The following is a 24,259-nucleotide window of genomic DNA, read 5'->3' on the forward strand; positions in this document are numbered from 1 at the left end:
TGGGGCCGTGGTTCGTCGCTCACGTGCACTTGGTTTTGGGTTGGGCGTTGGGCCGGGCGCGACGGGGCGGGGCCCACGCCTTCTCCCGCGTGTCGGTGTCAGTCGTGCCAGGCGCCGGACTCCTCCAGCAGGCCCTGCAGCGGGGCGAAGACCCCCGGCGCCGCCGCGACGGTCAGTTCGCCCGAGGGGGCCTCGCCCGGCCGCCCGCCGGTGAGGGCCCCGGCCTCGCGGGCGATCAGATCGCCCGCCGCCAGATCCCAGGGGTTGAGCCCCCGCTCGTAGTAGCCGTCGACCCGGCCCGCCGCCACATCGCACAGGTCCACCGCCGCCGCGCCGCCGCGCCGGATGTCCCGGAACCGGGGGATCAGCCGCTCCGCGACCCGCGCCTGGTGGGCCCGTACATCCCTGACGTAGCTGAAGCCCGTGGCGATCAGGGCCTGGTCCAGCGGGGGCGCCGGGCGGCAGCGGATCGGCCGGTCGTTCAGGAACGCGCCGCCACCGGCCACGGCCCGGCTGGTCTCGCCGCGCATCGGGACCGCGACCACCCCGACCACCGTCTCGCCCTCGCGCTGGGCCGCGATCGACACCGCCCAGGTCGGCAGCCCGTAGAGATAGTTCACGGTCCCGTCCAGGGGGTCGACGACCCAGCGGATACCACTGGTGCCCGCCCGGGACGCCCCCTCCTCGCCGAGGAAGCCGTCGTCCGGCCTGTGCTCGGCCAGAAAGCCGGTGACCAGCTTCTCCGCCGCGATGTCCATCTCGGTGACGACATCGATCGGGCTGGACTTGGTGGCGGCGACGGACAGATCGTCCGGGCGGCCGTCGCGCAACAGCCTCCCGGCCCGGTCGGCGGCCTCCAGGGCCAGGGCGAGCAGTTCGGGGAGCACGGGGTCACTTGTCGCGGTCACGTACATTCCTCACGGTCTGCGGTTCACGGTCTGCGGTCTGCCGTCCGCGGTTTGCGTACGGCGGTTGGCGGTCTTCGGAGCGTGGACGGGAGACGGGCCGCTCACGCGTACGGACTGTCCGCGCCCGCCGCCGCGGGCCGCGGGCCGCGCGCCGGGCAGCAGCCCACCGGGCACAGGTCGTGCGAGGGGCCCAGTGCCCCCAGCGCGCACGGCCGCACCCGCTCGCCGCGCTCCGTCGCCGCCCGTTCCAGCACCAGCTCGCGCACGGCGGCCGCGAATCTCGGGTCCGCGCCCACCGTGGCCGACCGCCGGACCGGAAGCCCCAGCTCGGCCGCCTTGGCCGCCGCCTCCGTGTCCAGGTCGTACAGCACCTCCATATGGTCCGAGACGAAGCCGATGGGCACCATCACGGCGGCCGGCGCCCCGGCGCCGCTCAGCTCTTCGAGGTGGTCGCAGATGTCCGGCTCGAGCCAGGGGATGTGCGGGGCGCCGCTGCGCGACTGGTAGACCAGCCGCCAGGGGCGGTCCACGCCGGTCTCCTCGCGTACCGCGTCCGCGATCACCCGGGCCACGTCCAGATGCTGGCGTACGTACGCCCCGCCGTCGCCGTGCCCGGACACCGGGCCCGAGGTGTCCGCCGCGGTGTCCGGGATGGAGTGCGTCGTGAACGCCAGATGCGCACCCGCCCGGACGACCTCGGGCAGCTCGGCCAGGGCCGTGAGCACCCCGTCGATCATGGGACGCAGGAACCCGGGGTGGTTGAAGTAGTGGCGGAGCTTGTCCACACGCGGCGGTTCGAGACCCTCCGCGGCCAGCGCCGCGAGGGAGTCCGCCAGATTCTCGCGGTACTGACGGCAACCCGAGTAGGAGGCGTAGGCGCTGGTGGTGAGCGTGACGATCCGGCGATGGCCGTCCCGGACCATCTCCCGCAGCGTGTCCGTCAGATACGGGGCCCAGTTCCGGTTGCCCCAGTACACGGGGAGGCCGAGGCCGTGGTCCGCGAAGTCCTTCCGGAGGGCCTCCAGCAGGGCCCGGTTCTGATCGTTGATCGGACTGACCCCGCCGAACAGGAAGTAGTGCTGACCGACCTCTTTCAGCCGCTCCTTGGGGATGCCTCTGCCCCGGGTCACGTTCTCCAGGAACGGGACCACGTCATCGGGTCCCTCGGGGCCGCCGAAGGAGAGCAGGAGCAGAGCGTCGTACGGTGCGGAGTCATGCTGGTCGGACATGTCACCGATCCTCCCACCCGGCACCGACAGCACCGCACCCACCCGCCGTCGACAGCCATCGGCGTGGCGGGAACACCCCGCGGACCGCCGGGGCCCATCCCTGTTCCGAAGGGCGTCGTCCCAGCTCACCGGGGGTGAGGATAACCACGGTGCGCAAAGCGGGACCGGCCCCGTAGCCTGTCAGCGCATCGATACGCCGTACCGGCCGTGCCCTCGGAGAACGTGTTGCCCAGTCCCTATCGCGCCCTTTTCGCCGCACCCGGCACCATGGCGTTCTCCACCGCCGGACTCGTCGGACGGCTGCCGCTGGCGATGACCGGTGTCGGCGTCCTGGCGATGATCTCCGAGCTGACCGGCAGCTACCGGCTCGCCGGACTGGTCACGGCGACCATCGCCCTGGCCGCCGCCGCGATCGGACCCCAGATCGCCCGGCTCGTCGACCGGCACGGGCAGACCAAGGTGCTGCGCCCGGCGACCCTGGTGGCGGCGGGCTCCGGAGCCGGTCTGATCCTCTGCGCGACCGCCGACGCCCCGGTGTGGACGTTCTTCGTGTTCGCCGTCGGAGCCGGCTCCGTCCCCAGCGTCGGCTCGATGGTCCGGGCCCGCTGGGCGGCGATCTACCGCGGCCGGAGCGAGCTGCACACCGCGTACTCCTGGGAAGCCACCGTCGACGAGATCTGCTTCATCGCCGGTCCGCCGCTCGCGATCGGACTCTCCACCGGCTGGTTCCCGGCCGCCGGCCCCTTGCTCGCCGGAATGTTCCTGCTGATCGGCGTGTTCTGGCTGACCGCGCAGAAGGCCACCGAGCCCGTACCCGCCCCGCGCGACGAGCACACCGCGGGCTCCGCGCTGGCCTCCCGCGGTCTGCAGGTGCTGGTGGTGACCTGCGTGGCCACGGGCGTCGTCTTCGGCTCGGTCGAGGTGGTCTCCGTGGCCTTCGCCGATGAGCTGGGAAACAAGGCGGCGTCGAGCCTGGCGCTGGCGATCTACGCGGCCGGTTCCTGTCTGGCCGGACTGGTCTTCGGGCTGCTGCGGCTCAAGGGGGCCGCCGGGCCCCGCTGGCTGCTGGGCGTCTGCGCGATGGCCGTCAGCCTGATCCCGCTCCAGTTCGTCGCGAGCCTGCCTGCCCTCTGCGTGACGCTCTTCTTCGCGGGCCTGGCGATCGCCCCGACGATGGTGACGACCATGGGGCTGGTCGCATCGCACGTCCCCGGCACCAAGCTGACCGAGGGCATGACCTGGGTCAGTACGGGGCTCGCGGTCGGTGTCGCGCTCGGCTCCGGGGCCGCGGGCACCGCCGTCGACGAGTGGGGCGCCCGCGCGGCCTACGGCGTACCGGGGGTTGCCGGGGCGCTGGCCGCCGTGGTGGCGTTCCTCGGGTACCGCCGGCTGCGCGAGCCGGCGCCGACGACGGAGGGGCAGCCGGTCGATGAGCACGATCAGCAGGGCGAACAGGACGCGCGTCTGGCGTAACTGGGCGGGGAACGTCACCGCGCGTCCGGCGCGGGAGGAGTCGCCCGCCTCGGCGGACGAGGTCGCCGCCGCCGTACGGCGGGCCGCCGAGGACGGCCTGACGGTGAAGACGGTCGGAACGGGGCACTCCTTCACGGCCGTCGCCGCCACCGACGGAGTGCTGATCCGTCCGGATCTGCTTACCGGCATCCGGCGGATCGACCGGGCGGCGATGACGGTCACCGTCGGGTCCGGCACCCCGCTGCGCCGGTTGAACGCCGTACTCGCCCGGGAGGGGCTGACCCTCGCCAACATGGGCGACATCATGGCGCAGACCGTCGCCGGGGCGGTCAGTACCGGTACGCACGGCACCGGCCGCGACTCCGGCTCCCTCGCCGCCCAGATCCGGGCCCTGGAGCTGGTCACCGCCGACGGCACCCTGCTGACCTGCGACGCCGACACCCGTCCCGAGATCTTCGCCGCCGCCAGGATCGGTCTGGGCGCCCTGGGGGTGATCACGGCGGTCACCTTCGCGGTCGAGCCCCTCTTCCTGCTGGCCGCGCGCGAGGAACCGATGTCCTTCGACCGGGTCACGGCCGACTTCGACGCGCTGTACGCGGAGAACGAGCACTTCGAGTTCTACTGGTTCCCCCACACGGGTAACTGCAACACCAAGCGGAACAACCGCAGCGCCGGACCCGTGGCCCCGCCGGGGGCCGTCAGCGGCTGGATCGACGACGAACTCCTGTCCAACGGGCTGTTCCAGGTGGCCAATACGGTCGGCCGGGCCGTGCCCGCGACCATTCCGGCGATCGCCCGGCTCGCCAGCCGCGCGCTCTCCCCCCGTACGTATACCGATATTCCCTACAAGGTCTTCACCTCTCCGCGCCGGGTGCGCTTCCTGGAGATGGAGTACGCGGTGCCCCGCGAGGCGTGTACGGCGGCGCTGCGCGAGGTGCGGGCGATGATCGAGCGCTCCCCGCTGAAGATCAGTTTCCCGGTCGAGGTACGGACCGCCCCGGCCGACGACATCACCCTGTCCACAGCGTCGGGGCGGGACAGCGCCTATATAGCCGTGCATTTGTACAGGGGGACGCCCCACCGCGCCTACTTCACGGCCGTCGAGCACATCATGACCGCCCATGACGGGCGCCCGCACTGGGGGAAGCTGCACACCCGGGACGCGGACTATCTGGCGCGCGCCTACCCCCGGTTCGGGGAGTTCACGGCGCTCCGGGACCGGCTGGACCCGGAGCGCCGGTTCGGGAACGACTATCTGCGGCGGGTGCTGGGCGCCTGAACGGGCCGCGGGATCACCGGGCGGTGCCGTCCGTACCGGTGCCGGGTGCCCCCGGCGGCGTACCGGAGCCCTTACCCGTACCCGTGCCCGTACCGCCGCCGTCGGCGCCGGAGGCCGCCCCGTTGTCGCCGCCGGTACCAGGGGGCGGCGGGGCCGGTGAGGTGGGTGACGTGGGTGAGGTGCCGGGGGAGCCGGTGGGGTCGGGCGCCGGGCTCTCGGCGGGAGGCTCCGGGGAGCCGTCCTCCCGGCCCGGACCGGAGCCCTCGCCCTCTTCCGCCGGCGGGGGAGCGGTGGGGGTTCCCCCGGGGGCCGGGCCGTCCTCCCGGTGCCGGTCCCGCTCCGTGTCCGGCTGTCGCGACGGTTCGCGCGGCGGGCCGCTGTCGCCGCCGCCCGTGCCGCCCCGGACGACCGTACCGACGGTGGTGCCCTTGCCGCCGTCGAGGCCGGATCCGGACAGCATCTCGTAGCCGGTGATTCCGGCCATGGCGACGCCGAAGACGACGGCCGCCGCCGCTACGGGCCGCCGCCAGCCCCGTACCCGGGTGCCGTGGATGGTGGCGGCGCCGAACGCCCCGTCGGGCGCGGCGGCGGGTTCCGGGGCCCTGTCCGCCTTCGGACGGCGCCTGCCGGACCGGCCGAGCCCGCCGGAGTCGCGCAGTTGGTCACCGGTACGGCTGAAAAGATGCTGGAAGACCGAGCCGCCGCAGGTGGCGACGATGGAGACGACTCCCGCGCCGATGATCGTGCCGTACACCCCCAGACGGGAGGCGAGTACGGCGGCGGCGACCGCGGCCAGGGCGCTTCCGGCGACCTGGGGGACGCTCAGGTCGAGGTGCCGGGGCCCTTGTTCGGCCGGGTCCGGCGGATCGTTCCGGCGGTTCCGGTTCGCACCGGTGTCCGGGGTCTGTCGCATCGTCGGTCCCTGTTCGCCCTTCGTCGTTTCGCGTACTCATGAGGGACACATCGGGCGAAGTGAATAGTTCCCTTTGGGGAGATTGTGTGAAGGAGAACACCCGTGGCCGCCGCCCCGGTGGCGAACTCCGGCCCGCCGCGTCAACTTCGGCGGCGCGGCAGTCCTCCCTGATGGCCCGAATGGAGTACTGTGGCGAGCCCTGGGCCCGGACTCCCTCACGGGTGCCCGGACCCCCGGGAATGGGGGCCGAAAGCGGCGCTCGATCCGGCGGTGCCGCGATACCGCATGGAAATCTGCACGCAGAGTGATCTCGCGATCACGCTGAGTGGTCAACAGGTAACCGTGCCACAACGGCAATCACGGGCCTGTGCCCGACACGCCGGAGCAACTCGGCAAGGTTGTGGCAGGCTGCACCCGGGCAGGCCACACTCGACTAGCGGAAGCAGCGACGCACAGGTGACGTCGGCAGGCACCACCCGGGAGGTCCCCATGCCCGAACTGCGTGTCGTGGCCGTCTCCAACGACGGCACACGACTGGTGCTCAAGGCTGCGGACAGCACGGAGTACACCCTTCCGATCGACGAGCGGCTGCGGGCCGCCGTGCGCAACGACCGTGCCCGCCTCGGCCAGATCGAGATCGAGGTGGAGAGCCACCTCCGCCCCCGGGACATCCAGGCCCGGATACGCGCGGGAGCGTCGGCCGAGGAGGTCGCCCAGCTGGCCGGTATCCCGGTCGAGCGGGTACGCCGCTTCGAGGGTCCCGTACTGGCAGAGCGCGCGTTCATGGCCGAGCGCGCCCGCAAGACTCCCGTACGCCGTCCCGGGGAGAACTCGGGGCCGCCGCTCGGCGAGGCCGTCCAGGAACGGCTGGTGCTGCGCGGCGCGGAGAAGGACACCGCGTTGTGGGACTCCTGGCGCCGCGACGACGGCACCTGGGAGGTCCTGCTGATCTACCGGGTCGCCGGTGAGCCCCACTCGGCGAGCTGGACCTACGACCCGCCGCGCCGGTTGGTGCAGGCCGTGGACGACGAGGCGCGGGCGTTGATCGGCGAGACCGACGACACCATCGCCGCGCCGGACGCCAGTGTCCCGTTCGTACCGAGGATCGCCCGGCTGCCCCGGGACCGGCCGCTGGACCGGACTCTCGACCGGGCGCCGGAACGTTCCCCGGGCGCGGTCCCCGGCGCGTCCGACGACACCGGTGAGCGCGACTCCCTGACGAGCCTGCTGGAAGCCGTTCCCAGCTTCCGGGGCGACCTGGTCGTGCCGGAGCGCCCGACGGCATCGGAGGCGGCCGCGGAGACCGTGGTCGAGCCCGACGAGGCGGAGGAGAGCGTGGCACCCGCGGCCTCGGCTGGCGCCGGGTCCGCGTACGCCGATGTCCTGATGCCGCGTTCGGTGGCGGGACACCGGGACAGGCTGATCGGGACGACGGACCGGCAGGCCGAGGCGGACGGTGTCCGTCCCGGGCGGCGCGCCGCCGTGCCGAGCTGGGACGAGATCGTCTTCGGGACCCGTCGCAAGAAGCAGGACTGACCCGGGCGCCGCTCCGGTCGGACGGTGGTCCGGGCGGGACGCTCGTGTGCGGTGTGCGGTGTGCGTATGCCTGCGGTCGGACGGGGGCGGCCGGCGCCCTCGGGCCGCGCGGCCGGGGACGTCCGGTGGCCGGTCAGCGGTCGGTCTCGCCCGCGGACGCCCGGACGAACGCGTCGAAGATCCGCTGCTGCGCCGGGTCGTCGTCCGCGGTGTCCTCAGGGTGCCACTGAACGGCCGTCATCCAGTCCTTGGCGCCGACGAGTTCCAGCGCCTCCGGGGTGCCGTCCGCCGCCCTCGCCGTGACCCGCAGGCCGTCGCCGAGCCGGTCCACCCGGTGATGGTGGTAGCAGGACGCCTTCACCGTCTCGCCGCCGATGATCCGCGCGATCCGCGAGCCGGGCCGCAGGGTCACCGGGTGCATCAGATGCCGGTGCCCGGTCTCGGGGCCCCGGGTGTCCTCGTACAGGGTGCCGCCCAGCACGGTGTTGACGATCTGGAGGCCGCGGCAGACCGCGAGGATCGGTAGTCCGGTACGGAGCGCCTGCCGGGCCAGCTCCAGATCGAAGCCGTCCTGCTCGTCGTCGAGACCGTCGGCGAATATGCCGTCGGGGGCGCCGTCGCCGTAACGATGCGGGGCGATATCGCCGCCGCCGGGCAGCAGGACCCCGTCGAAGCGGGCGAGCCGGGCCGCCACGTCGTCCGAGTACGCGATCCCGCCGGGAGCGTACGGATGGACCGTGATGGGCTCACCGCCCGCCCGCCACACCGCGTCCACCAGGGCCCGGGCACTGACCATAGCGGCGTACCGCAGGCCCGAAGCCGAGGCGGAGAAGCGGGCGGGGATCGCGATGAGGGGTCTCGGCAGGGTCACTGGCGGATCCAAGGGTCTGTGCGTCCAGGCCGTCGCCGGACTGCTGCGGAAGACGGGAATCGTACGGCGTCGAACGAATGACGGGCAAGCGACGGCCTGGGGAGGGGAGCCCTCTGGGAAGGACCTGGTACGCGGGTCCGGGGTTGCACGGATCCGGTGATTCATTCCTCCGGGGTCATGCCCGAGAGGGTGTTCCTCTCGATCCGTGTCATGAGCCCGCGCGGCGCGTCCGCCGCGTACTGGGACTCGGGGGTTCTGGCGACCGCGGTCGGGGTGCCATGCGAGTACGCCGCTTCCGCCGCGGTCCGGGGACGGCTGCGGATCTCCGGACCGGACGGGACCGGCGTACGGGAGGGAAGGCGCCGGACGGGAGGGAGCGCGGACCTCCGGTCGGCGAAGGGTGCCCGGATCGGGCGCCGGTCGGTGAGCGGGGGCCGGGCTCGGGGGTGTCGGATGCCGGACACGGGGCTTCGGGTTCGGTTACGGGGTTCTCAGGAAGCGGTCACGGGGCGGTTCGGGGTTCGGTACACGGGGTCGGTTCAACAGGCGGTCGGTTCAACGGGCCTCTTGAGCAGACCTCTTAAACAGGTCTCTTGCACAAGTCGGGTCACGGTTGCGAAAGATTCCGGACGGGCCGGTTCCGGGTCGGTGACCCGGGTGGCCGGCTGGTCGGTTGGTCGGTCCGGCGTGGACCGGCCCGTCCGGGCGGCGGAAGGGCCGGTTCAGGCCCGGCGGTGCGTGGTCTGGCGCGCCGCCCGGGCCTCCTTCTCGGCCTCGTGCCACAGCCGCTGGAGCATCCGCCGCCGCTCCAGCGGTCGCATCCGGGCGATCGCGATCTCCGCGCAGGCCACCCCGTCGGCCCACGGCATCGTCACGACGCCGCGCTGGCGCGCGATGCCGGTCACCGCGGCCCCCTGCGGGTGCACCCGTGCCGGATGCCGGTGGTCGACCGGGCGCCCGGCGCCCCGGGTGTCGGTGCCCCGTGACTCGGAGGCCGCCGCCCGTGCGTCGGCCCGCTGCTTCTGCTGCTGCGGGCTGAGCCGGGAGAGATTGCGCACATGCACGACCTTGCGCCGGCCCGCGAGCAGGTCGGCCTGCAGCTCCGGGCCGAGTTCGAGGACCGAGAGCTTGGAGGAGATGGTCGACTGGGCGATCCCGAGCCGCTTGGCGGCCTTGTTCTGGGAGCCGTAGAACTCCACCAGCTTCTTGAGCGCGTACGCCTGCTCCAGCGGATTCATGTCGTCGCGGTGCACATTGGCGACGAACGCCGCTTCCAGGAGGGAGCGGTCGGTCGAGACGAGCGCGTCGTCGACGCTGACGCGGACGGAGGCCAGGTCCGCCCGCCGGGCCGCTTCGAGTCGGCGGTGGCCGTCGACCACGATGTACCGGGCGCCCGGGGCCAGTTCGTGCGCACGGGCCGGCCGCTCCCGTACATACGCCTCGACCGAGGCGACCGTGATCGCGTTGACGAGCCCGATCTCCCGGATGCTGGTGGTCAGCGGATCGAGGTCGCGCAGCTCCCGGGGGTTGTCCGGGTTCTGGCCGATCGCGTCGAGCGGCAGCTCCGACGGCTGCCCGGCTTCGGTTTCCCGGTGGTCCGTGTCACTCTGGGGTCGTGTCTTGAGCGTCCTGTCGGTCTCGATGAACATATCGAATGACATGCTGGTGAGCCCTTTCCTCTTGCTAGCCGCCCGAGTTCCCCGTGTTCAAGCCCGAGCAGACGGCAAATGTCCCAGAGTCCACCGGCCAGACCCTGGCCAACTGATTGCCAAGCGCTTGCCACCGAGCGGGGTGATTGCGGAGGATTCACGACATGACCGATGGGGGAATGCGGTTCCGGATCCTCGGCGGCCTGGAATGGACCGCCAGGGGAGCGTCCTTGCGCATCGGGCGGCGCCGGGAGCGGCTGCTGCTCGGGCTGTTGCTGCTCGACGTCGGACGCGTGGTTCCGGCAAACCGACTGATCAGTCTGCTTTGGGACGAGGGACAGCCGCCGTCGAGCGCCAGAGGCAGTCTCCAGGTCCATGTCTCGCGGCTCCGCGGCAGGTTCACGGCCGAGGACGCCGAGCACTACGGCTTCGCACTGGTGAAGTCGGGCGACGGCTACCAGATCGAGGGCGATCCCGACGCGGTCGACCTCCACCGGTTCCGTTCGTCGCTGCTGCGGGCCGAGCGCGCCGACAACCTCGACGAGCGGCTGCGCCTGCTCGACCAGGCGCTCGCCGACTGGGGCGGCCCGGTGCTCGCGGGCACCGCGCCCGAGGGCCTGGTGCGCCGTCTGGGCGCCGGATTCGAGGAGTCGTACATCTCCGCCGTCACCCAGCGCGCGGAGACCCGGCTGCTGCTGGGGCGTCGGGAGCTGGTCCTGGAGGAGCTGGCGCGGGCCACGGCCGACCATCCGCACCACGAGCGGCTCGCCATGCTCCGGATGATCGCCCTGTACCGGGCCGATCACCGGGGCGAGGCGCTGGAGGTCTACAACGAGACCCGGACGCGGCTCGCGGAGGACCTCGGCCTCGATCCCGGTGCCGACCTCCAGCAGGTGCAGAACATGATCCTGCGGGCCGATCCGCTGCTGCTGGACGACGCGGTGGTCCCCCGTACGGAACGGGGCCGGGGCGATACGTCGGGCCGGTCCGGGTGGTTCCTGGGAGCCGTGCCCAACCCCCGCGGGGGAGGGTCCGGCGGGTGGCGGCAGGGCTTCGGGGGACGGGTCCTCACCGACCGGGGCCGGGCGGCGGAGGCCGCGCCGGACGACGACGGGGAGGGGCCCGACGGGTTCCGCACGGGCCGGGGCGCACGCCGGCCTTCGGACGGACCCCGGGGCGGTGAGTCCGGCCGTGGGCCGGTGGCCGAGGGCGGCCCGGCGGACGGGCCGGCGGCGGCCGCGCATATCTGCGAGACCGGCCACGACGTCGACCACGGACACCGCCGTGTGCCGACGCCCGGTCAGGACCGTGCCCCCGGTCCCGCAGCCGCCCGTAACGCCGAACAGGGGCAGGGCCAGGGATACGGCCAGGGTCGCGGCCAGGGATACGGCCAGGGACACGGCCACGGGCCGGTCGCCGCGTACGGCCACGACCACGCGCGCACCCACGACGAGTGCGACGCGGAGTTCGTACGGCCCGAGGCCGAGTCCGTCCAGCGTCAGTCCCGGACCGGTGCCTTCATCGGGCGGGCCAAGGAACTGGCCCAGATGGGGCGGCTCGTGGAGGAGGCGCGGGGCGGCTCCGGCGTGCTGATGATCGTGGGCCCGGCCGGCAGCGGCAAGACGGCGCTGGCCCTTCAGTGGTGCCGCGGATCCCGGGACGCCTTCCCCGACGGCCAGCTCTTCCTCGATCTCCGCGGCCACAGCGACGAGAGCCCGATGCGCCCCAAGGAGGCGCTGTCCGGTTTGCTGCGCGCGCTGGGGATCGCGTACCAGAACATTCCGCATGAGCTCGCCGAGATGGCGGAGCTGTATCAGAGCACCCTCGCCGACCGGCGCGTACTGATCGTTCTGGACAATGCGGAATCAGCCGATCAGGTACGACAACTGCTGCCGTACGACACCGGATGCCTCGCCCTGGTCACCAGCCGTAACCGGCTGGGGTCGCTGATCGTCACCCATGGCGCGTCGATGCTGCCGCTGCGCCCCTTGGCGTCGGACGACGCCAAGGCGCTGGTCCGCAGCGTCGTGGGGATCCGCAGGGCCGACGCGGAGCCCGAGGCGATGAACGACCTGGTCGCCATCTGCGGGCGCAGTCCGCTGGCGCTGCGGATCGCCGCCGCGAACCTCGCCCTGCACCCGGACAGTCTGATCGCCCACCATGTGCGGGAGCTGCGCTCGGGGAATCCCCTGGAGACGCTGGCGGTGGCGGGCGATCCGGACTCCGCGGTACGCCGGACGTTCGAGCTGTCGTACCGGCGGCTCGACCCGGACGCGCGGGACGCCTTCCGTACGCTGGGGATCCTGCCCGGGCCCGCGACGACGGTCCCCGCGGTCGCGGCGCTTCTGGGGCGCTCGGTGCAGGCGGCGACCCGGATTCTCGACCGGCTCTTCGCCGAGCACTTGGTGGAGCGGATCGGCCGGGACCGGTTGAGACTGCACGATCTGATCTGGTGGTACGCGAGGCTGCTTTCGGAAGCAGGGGATCCGGTTCCATCCCAGCGGGAGGCGCGCCGCCGGCTGCTCCGCTGGTACGCGGCGTCGGCGGACTCCGCGGCCCGCTGTCTCTATCCGCAGATGCTCCGGCTGGAGGTGGCGCCGGTGGCGGCGGACGCGGCTCCGGCCGTCTTCGACGACCCGCAGCGGGCGGCCGACTGGTTCGACGCGGAACACGCGGATCTCGTGAGGCTGATCGACGCCGAGGCGGCGGAACTCCCCGGAGACACCGGCACAGGGGGTGCGGGACTCCCGGAGCACGGTGGTTGGACGGGCGGTGAGGATTCGGACACGGCGCCTGACCCCAGTGTCTGGATCATCGCCGACATCCTGCGGGGCTACTTCTGGCTCCGCCGCCATACCGACTCCTGGCTCGCCGTCGCCACCGTCGCACTGCGGACGGCGCGCGAGGCCGGGGACGTCAAGGGGCAGGCGGCGGCCCATCAGAGCCTGGGGCTCGTCAGCTTCACCAAGGGCGATCTGGAACGGAGCCGTAACCACTTCGAGCGTGCCATCGAGCTGGCCAGGCGGGCCGGGTGGGGTGTCGCCGAGTCCGTCGCGCTCTCCAATCTCGCGGGGGTCTCCGGCGACCTCGGACGGCTGAGCCGGGCCGCCGAGTACTACGGCCAGTCGATCGCCATCAACCGCAAGCTGCGGCGCAGCCCGTCCCAGCCCTTCCTCGGCCTCGGAGAGGTGCTGCACAGCATGGGGCGGCTGCGGGAGGCGGAACGGCTCTGCCGCCGGGCCCTCGCCCTCTCCCGCAAGATCGGCGCCCCGGACAGCCCGTCGCGGATCAGCTGCACCCTGGCGACGATCTCCCTGGATCTGGGGCTGCTGGTGACGGCCCAGGAGCTCGCCATGACGTCCCGCCGGGGCTTCCAGGCCATCGGGAATCTGCCGGGCGAGGCCGAGGTTCTCAGCGTGCTCGCCCTGATCGGAGCCGAGGCCGGGGACGGCCACGGCGCGCTGCGGGCGGCGCTGACGGCGTGTCGGCTCAGCCGGCGCTCGGGGCGCCCCCGGCTGCGGATGGACGCCATGATCGCCATGGGGCACGCCCGGTATCAGCTCGGCCAGTACGAGCGGGCCTTCGAGCACTTCAGGCTCGCCCGGGACACGGCCGAGAGCATCGGCTATCTGAAGGGACGCACGATGGCCCTGCTGGGCCTCGGCGTCTGCGCGGCCCGGATGTACCGGCCGTTGGAGGCGCTGGGGTACGCGGCGTCGGCCCTCAGTCTTGCCAAGGAGTCCCAGCTTCGGCTCCAGGAGGGGCACGCGCAGGCCGTGATCGCGCTGTCGCAGGCGGCGTGCGGGGACACGGCGTCGGCGGCGCGGGCCGGGCGGCTCGCGGAGGACATCTACTCCAGTACCGGGTACCGGCCGCTGCACTCGCCCTTCGGGCGGCCCATGGAGGGGCTGCCGTCGGAGGACGGGTATGTGGAGCTGTGTCTGCCGAACTGATCGTGGCGGGGGTCGTTGTCAGTGCCGTTGGGTACGGTTTTTCGACCGGCAGGAACCGGGGCTGTCGAACCGGGTGCTGTCGAATCGGTGATGGGGCGCCCGTCGATTCGGGATCGCCGATGCGGCGCTGATGATGCGGCACCGGTGATGCGGCATCGGTGATTCGGCGCCCGAGGGACGGGTACGGCTCCGGGCGAACGTGGTTCCGGCCCGGATCGGTTCTGGGCGAACGAGGCCCGCTTCAGGCCGTTTCGGGCGGCTCCGGGTCGCTCGGGCGGCTTCGGGTGGGTTCCGGCCGGCGGCGAAAGGTGCGCGACGCATCCGTGTCGCGTTTGGGCCGAACGGGTGAGGGGCGGGAGGATAGGGCCATGAGCAGGTACGAAAGGTACGACGTCACCGACGAGCAGTGGGAGGGCCTCGCGCAGGTCGTGCCGTTGCGCGGGCGCGACGAGTGGCCGTCGCGGGTGGACCACCGCACCGTTCCCCAGGACTACGCGGCGGCGAGACAGCGGCGGTTCATCGTGTTGCGGGTGCAGATCTTCGCGGACGCACGGGAGGTCGCCGAGTATCTGATCGCCGGGATTCCGGTGCTGCTCGACCTGACGAGCGCGGACACGGATGTGGCGAAGCGGATCCTCGACTTCAGCAGTGGAGTCGTCTTCGGGCTCGGCTGTGGGATGCACCGGGTCGACCGGAACGTCTTTCTCCTGACCCCGGTCGGGACGGAGGTCGACGGGATGGCGGAGGCTGCCACCGGCACCTTCACCACCACACCGCTGCCGAGATCCTGAGTCCGCCGATCCGTCGGTCCTGAGTCTGCCGGTCCTGAGTCTGACGGGCCCTCCGCCCGTCGGCCGTCGTCCCGGCCGTTGTGCCGGGGCGTCCGGGGCGTCCGGGGCGGGCGCGGGGGTGTTCCCGTCCCGCCGGGTCGCCCGTTCGTAGGAAGGTCCGCGCGACAAAACGGTTCGGCGCCGACGGGGCTGCGTACCGTCCGGCGCATGGACGAGAACGCGCCGCTCGGCGCCGTGCCCATCTCCCGCCCCGCCGGGCCCCCTTCCCACCGGACCGCTGTCACCACCGACGCGCCGCCGCTCCGCCCCACCGTCACCGAGGTGCGGCTCTCGGCCTTCAGAACTCACCGGAGCGCGAGCTTCCGGCTGACGCCGCTGACCCTGTTCGCGGGCGCCAGCGGCAGTGGCAAGTCCAGCGTTTTACAGGCGTACGAGGCCCTCGGCGCGCTCGCCGGGGGCGCCGGTCTCGATGAGGTCTTCCCCGATCCCGCGGCCTGTGTGCCGGAGTGGGCCGACGCCGACGCGCAGGGGCGCCGTGGCTTCCGGATCGGCTGTACGGTCGAAGGCCCGGCCGGTGCCGTACGGCTCGATCTCGCGGTTCAGGCCGAGCCCGCCCTGCGGATCGTGGGGGAGCGGCTCACCTGTGCCGGGCGGACCCTGCTCAGTACGGCGCTGCGCGACCCCGAACGGCCCTCCGTGCAGGCGGAGTGGCTGACCGCGGGATCCGTACCGGTGACCCGGGCCCCGCTGCCCGACGACCGGCTCGGTACCTCGTTGCTGCCGCTCCGGGTGGCGGGCAAGACGGCGGGCCAGCTGCTGGTGCTCGCCGCGGCGGAGCAGGTTGTGGTCGCGCTCCGTTCGGTCTTCGCCTGCGATCCGCAGCCGCGTGGGATGCGGCGGCCCGTGGCGGCCGGCGACGGACGGCTCCGGCGGAGCTGCGGCAATCTGGCGGAGGTGCTGCACAGGACCCGGGACCAGTGCGCCAGGCGGCACGCCCGGCTGACCGCGGCGGCGCGGACGGGGTGCGCGGGGGAGGTGGCCGAACTGGCGGTGGAGGAGCTGTCGGACGGGACGCTGAGGGCGCTGCTGGAGCGGGGTCCCGGGCGGGCGGCCACGCCGGTGGAGCGGCTGGGGGAGGGCGAACTGCGGTTTCTCGCGCTGGCGCTTGTGCTGCTCACCGGGCCGGGAGTGCTGGCCATGGACCGGGCGGCGGAGATCCCGGACGCGTACCAGTCGCTCACCGTCCTGGCCGACGGATTCGACCGCGGTCTCGACGCCCACCAGTCACGGGAGTTGGTGGCGCTGGCCGCGGAGATGGCGACGCGGGGGCACGTACGGCTGGTGGGTTCGGTGTGCGACGCCTCGTTCGCGCGGGGGCTCGCGGGGGTGTCGGTGGTAGACCTGGTGCCGTGACGGAACGGAACGGTGGAGCGGACGGTACGGGACACGAGGCGGGCGGCGAGCCGCGCGGCGGCGCGGGAGGGGGCGACGGCCTTGATGTCGCGGCGCTCCAGCGCAGGCTCGTGGAGTTCGCCGAGGCGCGGGAGTGGGGGCCGTACCACACGCCCAAGAATCTGGCCGTGGCGCTGAGCGTCGAGGCGGCCGAACTGGTGGAGATCTTCCAGTGGCTGACGCCGGAGCAGTCGGCTCGGGTGATGGCGGACGCGGAGACGGCGCACCGGGTACGGGACGAGGTCGCCGACGTCCTCGCGTATCTGCTGCAATTCTGCGCGGTCCTGGGGATCGACGCGCCGGCCGCGCTCTCGGACAAGATCGACCGCAACGAGAAGCGGTTTCCGCGGCCTTGAGCCGGCCGCGGGGCGGCGGACGAAAGTCGACGGGGCCCCGGGCGGGCGGCCGGAGGGATGGATGGTCCCCGGACGGGTGGGGGTGCCGGTGGCCGTTTGGTCGTGCCCGGTCGCCGGGCCGGCCGGGCTTTCCGTGGCTTTTGGGGGGAGTTGAGGGTGATGGGGATCCTGGTATCGGGCCTTGTGGATCATGAATTTGTCACTCTCCGGAGTTATCGAGTTATTAACATCTGGCTTCCTGTCCATAGATTTCCGTTTTCCTCTGGCGTTTTGACTCAAAGACCTTCACGCTGGGTAATGAAACTGTGGGCAGACAGTCGTACGATCGGGGGCGGCGTACATGGACGCGGAGCGACTCATCGACATGAGTCGGCACGCCCTTGCGCGGAGCAGGGTGCTTTCCGAGGTGGTGGTCGAGGCGTGGCAGGCGCAGCTGTTGGCACAGACGATCGGTGCGCGGCTGGTGGCCCTCGGACCGCCGGAGCTGAGCAGAGACGCGCGAGGGCTCGCCGAGACCGGTGGCCCCGGCTCGGGAGACTTGGACCGCCCCGGCGGTTTCGAACCCGTGAAGGGCGAGATCAGGGCCGCCCGGCTGATGGGTATCGACGATCCCCGTGAGGCGCTGATCGCGCTCGGTGCGCTGCTCGCCGAGGTGGGGATAGCCCTCGTCGGGGTGGCGTGCGCCACGGACGAGGAGGGGTTGTACTGGCACTGCATCGAGGCGATGGACGCCGCCGACGAGGCGGGTGACAGGGTGCGGGCGATGCTTCGCAGGCTCGCGTCCGGTGATCTGGCGGGCCGGGACCTGCGCAGGCCGCCGGGCGGGGTCGGGGAGCGCGCGGGCCCGTCGGACGCTCCCGTGGGCCACCGGGATCCGGTGGATCCGGTCGGTCGCGTGGATCCGGGGAGTCCGGTCGGCGGCCCGGGTCCGGCACTGCCGCCGGGGCCGGTGCCGGGCGCGCGGCCCAGGGCGAGTGGGGCCGTGACCTCCCATGTGCCGCTGCCGCCGAGGTCCGGCCGGGCGTCCGGTGCGGCCGGTCGGCGCCCCCGGTCGTCCGGTCGTCCGGAGAGCCCGCCGGACGGGGCGGCGGAAGCCGACGGAGCACACGGGCTCCCGGGCGCCGTGGACTCGGCGGCGGGAGCGTCGTGACCGGGCGCGGGGCCGGACGTCCGAAGGCCCGGCGTCCGAAGGCCCGGCGTCTGGTCATCGCACGCCTGGTGACCGGCTCGACCGGCTCGACCGGACCGACGGGACCCATCGGGCTGACCCGGCTGACCGGACTGGTCGGGGCGATGGGCTGGTTGGTGACCGGGTGTCTGCTGGCCTGCCGTCTCGTGGCCGCGCGTCCGGAAGGGCGGATGCCCCGCCGGCGGACGCGAGCCGGGGCGGCCGGGATCGACCGGACCGGCGGTTTCGGCCCGCCGCACCGGTCGGGCGGGCGAGGCCGACGGGTTCCGGACACTCCCGGGGGTGCAGGATGGAGCCATGCATCTGCGCATCTTCACCGAGCCCCAGCAGGGCGCGACCTACGACACCCTTCTGACCGTCGCCAAGGCCACCGAGGACCTCGGATTCGACGCCTTCTTCCGCTCGGACCACTATCTGGCCATGGGGTCCGCCGATGGACTGCCCGGCCCGACCGACGCCTGGATCACTCTTGCCGGGCTGGCCCGGGAGACCAGCCGGATCCGGCTGGGCACGCTGATGACGGCGGGCACCTTCCGGCTCCCGGGCGTCCTTGCCATCCAGGTCGCCCAGGTCGACGCGATGTCGGGCGGCCGGATCGAGCTCGGTCTCGGCGCCGGCTGGTTCGAGGGGGAGCACCAGGCGTACGGCATCCCCTTCCCCAAGGAGAAGTTCGCCCGGCTGGAGGAGCAGCTGGCGATCGTCACGGGCCTGTGGTCCACGCCCGTGGGGGAGACGTTCTCGTACGAGGGCGCGCACTACCGGCTCACGGACTCGCCCGCCCTGCCCAAGCCCGCGCAGGACCGGGTGCCGGTCCTGATCGGCGGTCACGGGGCGACACGTACCCCGCGGCTCGCCGCGCGATACGCGGACGAGTTCAACATCCCGTTCGCCTCGGTCGAGGACACCGAGCGGCAGTTCGGCCGGGTCCGGGCCGCGGCGGAGGCCCACGGCCGCCGCCCCGACGACCTGGTGTACTCGAACGCGCTCGTGGTCTGCGTCGGCCGGGACGACGCCGAGGTGGCACGGCGGGCGGCGGCCATCGGCCGGGAGGTCGACGAACTGAAGACGAACGGTCTCGCCGGATCGCCCGCCGAGGTCGTCGACAAGATCGGGCGGTACGCGGCCGTCGGCTCGTCCCGGATCTACCTCCAGATGCTCGACCTCTCCGATCTCGACCATCTGGAGCTGATCTCCGCCCAGGTCCAGTCCCAGCTGGGCTGACGACCGTGCGCCCCGCTCGCCCGCTCGGTGATGTGCTCGCCCGGGGCGCCCTCGTGCTCGACGGCGGCCTGGCCACCCTGCTGGAGGAGTGGGGGCACGACCTCTCGGGGGAGCTGTGGTCGGCCCGGCTGCTGATGGACGAGCCCGGGGTGATCGGGGCGGCGCACCGCGCCTACGCCGCGGCGGGCGCCCGCGTTCTGACCACGGCGAGCTACCAGGCGTCCTTCGAGGGATTCGCCCGGGGCGGTAAGGGACGGGCGGCGGCCGAGGCGTTGTTCGCCCGGAGCGTCGCGCTCGCCAGGTCAGCCGCCGACGAGGCCGGTGCCGAGACCTGGGTCGCGGCCTCGGTGGGACCGTACGGAGCGGTCCTCGCGGACGGCGGCGAGTACCGCGGGCGGTACGGCCTCTCGGTCCGGGAGCTGGAGCGCTTCCACCGGCCCCGGATCGAGGCCCTGGCCGCCGCCGCGCCGGACGCGCTGGCGCTGGAGACCGTGCCGGACGCGGTGGAGGCGGAGGCGCTGCTCCGGGCCGTCGAGGGCTGCGGGGTGCCGGTATGGCTCTCGTACACCATCAGTGGTGAGCGGACCCGCGCCGGGCAGGACCTCGGTCCGGCCTTCGGGCTGGTCCGGGGAGTCGACCAGGTGATCGCGGTCGGGGTGAACTGCTGTGAACCGGCCGACACCGCGGGGGCCGTGGCCCTGGCGGCCGAGGTCACCGGCAAACCGGTGGTGGCCTATCCGAACAGCGGGGAGGCGTGGGACGGGCGGCGCAAGGAATGGTACGGGCCGGTCCGTTACGACCCGGGGCGGGTACGCGACTGGCTCGAAGCGGGTGCCCGGCTGGTCGGCGGTTGTTGCCGGGTCGGCCCCGGCACCGTGGAGGGCATCGCGGCGGCCGTCTCCGGTGAGACCCCGCCCGGTTCCGCCCCGCCCGGTTCCGCCCCGCCCGGCGGCACGCCGTCCGGCGGCAGCGGGCCCATCCGGGGTTGAACGGCACGCCCGCCCGCGCTCGCCGACGGGCCGGGTGAAGTGCGCACGTACGACCGGGGCCTTGGTGTCCGGGCCGTCTTGTCCGGGCGGCGGGGAATTAATCCGCACCCGGATCGGTGGGAAACCCCCATAATCGGTCAGGTGTTCCTAACGATCCGTACCACCGGCACCGCCGAGCGACCCGCGACCGACTTGGGCTTCCTGCTGCACAAGCATCCCGACAAGGCGCAGTCGTTCACCACCTCGCACGGGCGGGCCCATGTCTTCTACCCCGAGGCGTCCGCCGAGCGGTGCACGGCGGCACTGCTGCTGGAGGTGGACCCCGTGGCGCTCGTGCGCCGAGGCAAGGAGAAGGGGCGCGGCGGCGCGCCGGACGCGGCACTCGCGCAATACGTCAACGACCGGCCGTACGCCGCCTCCTCCCTCCTCTCCGTCGCGCTGAGCACCGTCTTCCGCAGCGCCCTGCGCGGAATCTGCGAGTCGAGGCCCGAACGGGCCGAGGAGCCGATGCCGTTGCGGATCGAGGTGCCCGTCCTGCCCGCTCGCGGCGGCCCCGACCTGGTCACCGCGTTGTTCGCACCGCTCGGCTGGGCGTCCGTCGATGCCGTTCCGGTGGCGCTGGACGAGCAGTTCCCCGAATGGGGCGACTCGCGTTACGTCCGGCTCGTCCTGGAGGGTGAACTGCGGCTCGCGGACGCCCTGCGGCAGCTCTACGTACTCCTGCCGGTCCTCGACGACGCCAAGCACTACTGGGTCGCCCCCGACGAGGTCGACAAGCTCATCCGCGCGGGAGAGGGCTGGCTCGCCGACCACCCCGAACGCAAGCTCATCACCAACCGCTACCTCGCCCGCCGCTGGAGCCTGACCCGGCAGGCCACGGAGCGTCTGGAACTGGTCCGGCTGGCCGAAGCCGACTTCCTCGACGTCGAGGAGGTCGACAATGCCGTGGACGAGACGACCGATACCGAGGAACGCCCGGTTCCACTCGCCGAACAGCGGCGGGAGGCGATCCTCGCGGTCCTGCGCGACTCCGGCGCGAGCCGCGTCCTCGACCTGGGCTGCGGACAGGGCCAGCTCGTACAGGCGCTCCTCAAGGACGTCCGCTTCACCGAGATCGTCGGGGTCGACGTCTCCGTCCGGGCGCTGACCGTCGCCGCGCGGCGGCTGAAGCTGGACCGCCTCGGCGAGCGGCAGGCCGGTCGCGTCCAGCTGCTCCAGGGTGCGCTCACCTACACCGACAAGCGGCTCAAGGGCTATGACGCCGCCGTGCTGAGCGAGGTCGTCGAGCATCTCGATCTGCCGCGGCTGCCCGCCCTGGAGTACGCGGTCTTCCGCGCGGCCCGGCCCGCGACCGTGATCGTCACCACCCCGAACGTCGAGTACAACGTCCGCTGGGAGTCCCTCCCCGCCGGACACGTACGCCACGGGGACCACCGCTTCGAGTGGAGCCGGGCGGAGTTCCGGAGCTGGGCGGAGACGGTCGCCGAACGGGACGGCTACACCGTCGCCTACCTCCCGGTGGGGCCCGACGACCCCGAGGTCGGGCCGCCTACCCAGATGGCGGTCTTCACCCGGGTCGACGCCGACCCCGCCGACCGCGGCGGCCGGAGCCGTACCGGAAACGACCGAACCGGCGACGGCCGCACCAGCGACGTCCGAACCGGGCGCGACGGCACCGGGCACCACGACACCGAGAAGGAGGCGAAGGCCGCATGACCACCCACGAGACCGGCAGCACCGGCATCAACGACACCACGGGCATCAACGACAGCACGGGCGACGGCGGCATCGCCGCCGTGGCACCGGCCGGGCGGCGTCTGCCGGTCACCGACCTCTCCCTCGTCGTCCTCGTCGGCGCCAGCGGAGCCGGCAAGTCCACCTTCGCCCGCCGCCACTTCAAGCCGACCGAGATCATCTCCTCGGACTTCTGCCGCGGCCTGGTCGCCGACGACGAGAACGACCAGTCGGCCAGCAAGGACGCCTTCGACGTCCTCCACTACATCGCGGGCAAGCGGCTCGCCGCCGGACGGCTGACCGTCGTCGACGCCACCAACGTCCAGGCCGAGAGCCGCAAACAGCTCGTCCGGCTGGCCCGCGAGCACGACGTCCTGCCCATCGCGATCGTCCTCGACATGCCCGAGGAGGTCTGCGCCGAACGGAACGCCGGCCGCCCCGACCGGGCCGACATGCCCCGCCGGGTCATCAAGCGGCACCGTGCCGAACTGCGCAGATCCCTGCGCGCCCTGGAACGCGAGGGCTTCCGCAAGGTACACATCCTGCGCGGCACGACCGAGGTGGACACGGCCGAAGTCGTCCTCGAACGGCGTTACAACGACCTCCGGCACCTCGCCGGCCCCTTCGACATCATCGGCGACATCCACGGCTGCCGCTCCGAACTGGAGACCCTGCTGGCCGCGCTCGGCTACGAGAACGGGGCGCATCCGCAGGGCCGGACCGCGGTCTTCGTCGGCGACCTGGTGGACCGCGGGCCCGACAGCCCCGGCGTACTGCGGCTGGTGATGTCCATGGTGGCCTCCGGCAACGCCCTCTGCGTCCCGGGGAACCATGAGAACAAGCTCGGCCGTTACCTCAAGGGACGCAACGTCCAGCACACCCATGGTCTCGCCGAGACCATCGAACAGCTGGAGCGGGAGGACGAGAAGGACCCCGCCTTCCGGGATCGCGTACGGGAGTTCATCGACGGCCTGGTCAGCCACTATGTGCTCGACGGCGGTGACCTCGTCGTCTGCCACGCCGGTCTGCCGGAGAAGTACCACGGCCGCACCTCCGGCCGGGTCCGCTCCCACGCGCTCTACGGCGACACCACGGGCGAGACCGACGAGTTCGGCCTGCCGGTGCGCTACCCCTGGGCCGAGGAGTACCGGGGCCGGGCCGCCGTGGTCTACGGACACACCCCGGTACCCAACACCTCCTGGATCAACAACACCATCTGCCTCGACACCGGAGTCGTCTTCGGCGGCCGGATGACCGCCCTGCGCTGGCCCGAGCGCGAGCTGGTGGACGTCCCCGCCGAGAAGGTCTGGTACGAACCGGTGAAACCGCTGCTCACCGAGGCCCCGGGCGCCCGGGAGGGACGACCGCTCGACCTGACCGACGTCCAGGGGCGCCGCGTCGTCGAGACCACCCATATGGCCCGGGTCGGAGTCCGGGAGGAGAACGCGGCCGCCGCCCTGGAGGTGATGAGCCGCTTCGCGGTCGACCCCCGGCTGATGGTCTATCTGCCGCCGACGATGGCCCCCACCGCGACCTCGACGGTCGAGGGATATCTGGAGCACCCGGCCGAGGCGTTCGCGCAGTACCGCGAGGACGGTGTGGACCGGGTCGTGTGCGAGGAGAAGCACATGGGCTCCCGTGCCGTCGCCCTGGTCTGCCGGGACGCCGCGGCCGCCTACGAACGCTTCGGCGTCGGTACGGCGGACGGCACCGGCGGCCCGACCGGCGCGCTGTACACCCGTACCGGACGGCCGTTCTTCTCCGACGAGTCCTTCACCGAGCGGATTCTGGACCGGCTGCGGTCGGCCGTGACGGCCGCCGGGCTCTGGGACGAGCTGGACACCGACTGGCTGTTGCTCGACGCCGAGCTGATGCCCTGGTCGCTCAAGGCCTCCGGTCTGCTCCGCAACCAGTACGCGGCCGTCGGTGCCGCAGCCGGAGCCGTCTTCCCGGCGGCCACGCAGGCGCTGAAAGCCGCCGCCGCCCGGGGCGTCGACACCGGCGCACTCGCGGCCGCGCAGCGGGAGCGGGCCGCGGACGCCGAGGCCTTCGTCGACGCGTACCGCCGCTACTGCTGGACGACGGACGGACTGGACGGCGTACGGCTCGCGCCGTTCCAGATCCTCGCCGTCCGCGGACGGTCCCTCGCGGGTCTGCCCCACGACGAACAGCTCGGACTCCTCGACCGCCTGGTGGAACACGACCCCACCGGACTCCTCCAGGTCACCCGGCGGCTGATCGTCGACACCGGTGACGAGGAATCCGTCCGCGCCGGGACCGACTGGTGGCTGGAGATGACCGGACGCGGCGGCGAGGGCATGGTGGTCAAGCCGCTCCAGCCGCTCGGGCGCACCCCGAAGAACGCACTGGTCCAGCCCGGGGTCAAGGTCAGGGGACGGGAGTACCTGCGGATCATCTACGGTCCGGAGTACACCCGCCCGGTCCACCTGGAACAGCTGCGGAAGCGATTCCTCAACCACAAGCGGTCGCTCGCGCTGCGGGAGTACGCCCTCGGTGTCGAGGCACTCGACCGGCTCGGCGGCGGTGAGGCGCTCTGGCGGATCCACGAGGCCGTGTTCGCGGTCCTGGCACTGGAGTCCGAGCCGGTGGACCCGAGGCTCTGACGCGGTCCGGGACCGTTCCGGGGGAACGGTCCCGGAACGTTCCCCCGCCCGTCCGGCATCGGACGGGCGGGGGAGAAGGTACCGGAGTCCAC

17 protein-coding genes are annotated in these 24,259 nt (G+C 72.7%); 12 read left to right on the top strand and 5 right to left on the bottom strand.

Annotated features, from left to right (window positions below; genetic code table 11):
* Positions 1-98: 98 nt before the first annotated feature.
* Together ACFXG1_RS11745 and ACFXG1_RS11750 are read right to left on the bottom strand one after the other, a co-directional pair.
* Entirely contained in the window at positions 99-908 is an 810-nt protein-coding gene (locus tag ACFXG1_RS11745; RefSeq protein ID WP_384742207.1) for an inositol monophosphatase family protein, read from the bottom strand.
* A 101-nt stretch (positions 909-1,009) separates the two neighbouring features.
* Positions 1,010-2,137, bottom strand: a complete 1,128-nt coding sequence (locus tag ACFXG1_RS11750) for a ferrochelatase (protein ID WP_384721900.1) — start codon at positions 2,135-2,137, stop codon at positions 1,010-1,012.
* Positions 2,138-2,362: 225 nt separating this feature from the next.
* Between ACFXG1_RS11750 and ACFXG1_RS11755 the strand changes: the two genes are divergently transcribed.
* Both ACFXG1_RS11755 and ACFXG1_RS11760 read left to right on the top strand, forming a co-directional pair.
* Entirely contained in the window at positions 2,363-3,610 is a 1,248-nt protein-coding gene (locus ACFXG1_RS11755; RefSeq protein ID WP_384742209.1) for an MFS transporter, read from the top strand.
* Positions 3,567-4,889, top strand: coding sequence for a D-arabinono-1,4-lactone oxidase (locus ACFXG1_RS11760; RefSeq protein WP_384742211.1), 1,323 nt, complete (start codon positions 3,567-3,569; stop codon positions 4,887-4,889). Before ACFXG1_RS11755 ends, ACFXG1_RS11760 begins: the two co-directional genes overlap by 44 nt.
* A 13-nt stretch (positions 4,890-4,902) precedes the next feature.
* Here the strand turns inward: ACFXG1_RS11760 and ACFXG1_RS11765 are convergent, their stop codons facing one another.
* Positions 4,903-5,802 (bottom strand): hypothetical protein, encoded by a 900-nt coding sequence (locus ACFXG1_RS11765; protein ID WP_384714473.1) that lies wholly within the window; start codon positions 5,800-5,802, stop codon positions 4,903-4,905.
* A 456-nt stretch (positions 5,803-6,258) separates the two neighbouring features.
* On the opposite strand from ACFXG1_RS11765, the gene sepH reads away from it, so the two are divergent.
* Positions 6,259-7,338, top strand: a complete 1,080-nt coding sequence (gene sepH / locus ACFXG1_RS11770) for a septation protein SepH (RefSeq protein WP_384714475.1) — start codon at positions 6,259-6,261, stop codon at positions 7,336-7,338.
* 133 nt (positions 7,339-7,471) lie between these two features.
* Here sepH and ACFXG1_RS11775 read toward each other — a convergent pair whose 3' ends face one another.
* Together ACFXG1_RS11775 and ACFXG1_RS11780 are read right to left on the bottom strand one after the other, a co-directional pair.
* Positions 7,472-8,203 carry a gamma-glutamyl-gamma-aminobutyrate hydrolase family protein gene (locus tag ACFXG1_RS11775; protein WP_384714487.1) on the bottom strand — a complete coding sequence of 244 codons (732 nt, stop codon included), beginning with the start codon at positions 8,201-8,203 and terminating at the stop codon, positions 7,472-7,474.
* Between the two features lie 728 nt (positions 8,204-8,931).
* Positions 8,932-9,870: a ParB/RepB/Spo0J family partition protein gene (locus ACFXG1_RS11780; RefSeq protein ID WP_384714478.1), complete on the bottom strand. Its 939-nt coding sequence runs from the start codon at positions 9,868-9,870 to the stop codon at positions 8,932-8,934.
* Positions 9,871-10,022: 152 nt separating this feature from the next.
* Between ACFXG1_RS11780 and ACFXG1_RS11785 the strand changes: the two genes are divergently transcribed.
* The 9 genes from ACFXG1_RS11785 (at position 10,023) to ACFXG1_RS11825 (ending at position 24,167) form a co-directional block, all read left to right on the top strand.
* Positions 10,023-13,811, top strand: a complete 3,789-nt coding sequence (locus ACFXG1_RS11785; protein WP_384742214.1) for a BTAD domain-containing putative transcriptional regulator — start codon at positions 10,023-10,025, stop codon at positions 13,809-13,811.
* A 368-nt stretch (positions 13,812-14,179) separates the two neighbouring features.
* Complete coding sequence (locus ACFXG1_RS11790; protein ID WP_384711415.1) at positions 14,180-14,602, top strand: cell division protein SepF; 423 nt, start codon at positions 14,180-14,182, stop codon at positions 14,600-14,602.
* A 207-nt stretch (positions 14,603-14,809) separates the two neighbouring features.
* Positions 14,810-16,015 carry an AAA family ATPase gene (locus ACFXG1_RS11795; protein ID WP_384711418.1) on the top strand — a complete coding sequence of 402 codons (1,206 nt, stop codon included), beginning with the start codon at positions 14,810-14,812 and terminating at the stop codon, positions 16,013-16,015.
* A gap of 110 nt (positions 16,016-16,125) precedes the next feature.
* Positions 16,126-16,410 carry a nucleotide pyrophosphohydrolase gene (locus tag ACFXG1_RS11800; protein WP_384711434.1) on the top strand — a complete coding sequence of 95 codons (285 nt, stop codon included), beginning with the start codon at positions 16,126-16,128 and terminating at the stop codon, positions 16,408-16,410.
* A 340-nt stretch (positions 16,411-16,750) separates the two neighbouring features.
* Complete coding sequence (locus tag ACFXG1_RS11805) at positions 16,751-17,560, top strand: DUF6099 family protein (RefSeq protein WP_384711421.1); 810 nt, start codon at positions 16,751-16,753, stop codon at positions 17,558-17,560.
* Between the two features lie 336 nt (positions 17,561-17,896).
* Positions 17,897-18,820: an LLM class F420-dependent oxidoreductase gene (locus tag ACFXG1_RS11810; protein WP_384742217.1), complete on the top strand. Its 924-nt coding sequence runs from the start codon at positions 17,897-17,899 to the stop codon at positions 18,818-18,820.
* A gap of 5 nt (positions 18,821-18,825) precedes the next feature.
* The gene (mmuM, locus tag ACFXG1_RS11815; protein ID WP_384711428.1) at positions 18,826-19,809 is read left to right on the top strand and encodes a homocysteine S-methyltransferase; all 984 of its coding nucleotides are present in this window, start codon (positions 18,826-18,828) and stop codon (positions 19,807-19,809) included.
* A 141-nt stretch (positions 19,810-19,950) separates the two neighbouring features.
* Positions 19,951-21,525 carry a 3' terminal RNA ribose 2'-O-methyltransferase Hen1 gene (locus ACFXG1_RS11820; RefSeq protein ID WP_384742219.1) on the top strand — a complete coding sequence of 525 codons (1,575 nt, stop codon included), beginning with the start codon at positions 19,951-19,953 and terminating at the stop codon, positions 21,523-21,525.
* Positions 21,522-24,167 carry a polynucleotide kinase-phosphatase gene (locus ACFXG1_RS11825; protein ID WP_384721037.1) on the top strand — a complete coding sequence of 882 codons (2,646 nt, stop codon included), beginning with the start codon at positions 21,522-21,524 and terminating at the stop codon, positions 24,165-24,167. Before ACFXG1_RS11820 ends, ACFXG1_RS11825 begins: the two co-directional genes overlap by 4 nt.
* Positions 24,168-24,259: the final 92 nt, after the last annotated feature.

This window comes from Streptomyces sp. NPDC059248, assembly GCF_042753905.1.
Lineage (GTDB): Bacteria > Actinomycetota > Actinomycetes > Streptomycetales > Streptomycetaceae > Streptomyces.

Coding starts and splice junctions, on each gene's coding strand:
- ACFXG1_RS11750 (WP_384721900.1), bottom strand. CDS start 2,137: ATGTCCGACCAGCATGACTCCGCACCGTACGACGCTCTGCTCCTGCTC.
- ACFXG1_RS11760 (WP_384742211.1), top strand. CDS start 3,567: ATGAGCACGATCAGCAGGGCGAACAGGACGCGCGTCTGGCGTAACTGG.
- ACFXG1_RS11765 (WP_384714473.1), bottom strand. CDS start 5,802: ATGCGACAGACCCCGGACACCGGTGCGAACCGGAACCGCCGGAACGAT.
- ACFXG1_RS11780 (WP_384714478.1), bottom strand. CDS start 9,870: ATGTCATTCGATATGTTCATCGAGACCGACAGGACGCTCAAGACACGA.
- ACFXG1_RS11785 (WP_384742214.1), top strand. CDS start 10,023: ATGACCGATGGGGGAATGCGGTTCCGGATCCTCGGCGGCCTGGAATGG.
- ACFXG1_RS11790 (WP_384711415.1), top strand. CDS start 14,180: ATGAGCAGGTACGAAAGGTACGACGTCACCGACGAGCAGTGGGAGGGC.
- ACFXG1_RS11795 (WP_384711418.1), top strand. CDS start 14,810: ATGGACGAGAACGCGCCGCTCGGCGCCGTGCCCATCTCCCGCCCCGCC.
- ACFXG1_RS11805 (WP_384711421.1), top strand. CDS start 16,751: ATGGACGCGGAGCGACTCATCGACATGAGTCGGCACGCCCTTGCGCGG.
- ACFXG1_RS11810 (WP_384742217.1), top strand. CDS start 17,897: ATGCATCTGCGCATCTTCACCGAGCCCCAGCAGGGCGCGACCTACGAC.
- ACFXG1_RS11825 (WP_384721037.1), top strand. CDS start 21,522: ATGACCACCCACGAGACCGGCAGCACCGGCATCAACGACACCACGGGC.